Here is a 433-nt window from a genome sequence, read left to right as displayed (position 1 = left end):
TTCGGGCGGTCTGATCCCTATACGGCCGTGCGGCGAAGGTGCTCGATCGCTACGCCGAGCCACTGCGCGGCCGGTCCGGCGAGGAGCAGCGGCGCGCACACGGTGTACGAGAGCACGACTTCGGGTTGCCTTGTCGTGACCCCGGCCAGAAGGGCGTGGTCGAACGGCAACCAGCCAGGCGACCCGGACGGCTTGAGTCGCACTCCGGCAGAGGTCAGGACCACCCGGGCCACGGTGTGATCGCGCCACTGCGGCTCAGCGGCGGCCTCCGCCTCCTGGAGCCGCCGGGCGTCGAGCCGACGGTTGGGCACCCAGCGTCGGCCGAAGGTCGGATGGTTCTCGAAGTAGCCGGCCGGGCGCGCGTAGACGACCTCGGTTCCGTAGAAGCGAGCCACCGAGCAGGCCACATCCGCGAAGGCAACTTCTCCGTCCG

1 protein-coding gene is annotated in these 433 nt (G+C 70.4%); it reads right to left on the bottom strand.

Features of this window, described 5'->3' with window-relative positions; genetic code table 11:
• Nucleotides 1–17 precede the first annotated feature (17 nt).
• On the bottom strand, nucleotides 18–433 hold a 416-nt coding region (locus G3I71_RS47995), incomplete at its 5' end, for a hypothetical protein (protein WP_164325260.1).

Origin of the sequence: Streptomyces sp. SID12501 (assembly GCF_010550245.1) — a bacterium.
Lineage (GTDB): Bacteria > Actinomycetota > Actinomycetes > Streptomycetales > Streptomycetaceae > Streptomyces.
The sequence above is the reverse complement of the archived record's forward strand: the minus strand, read 5'-3'. Positions and strand labels throughout refer to the sequence as shown.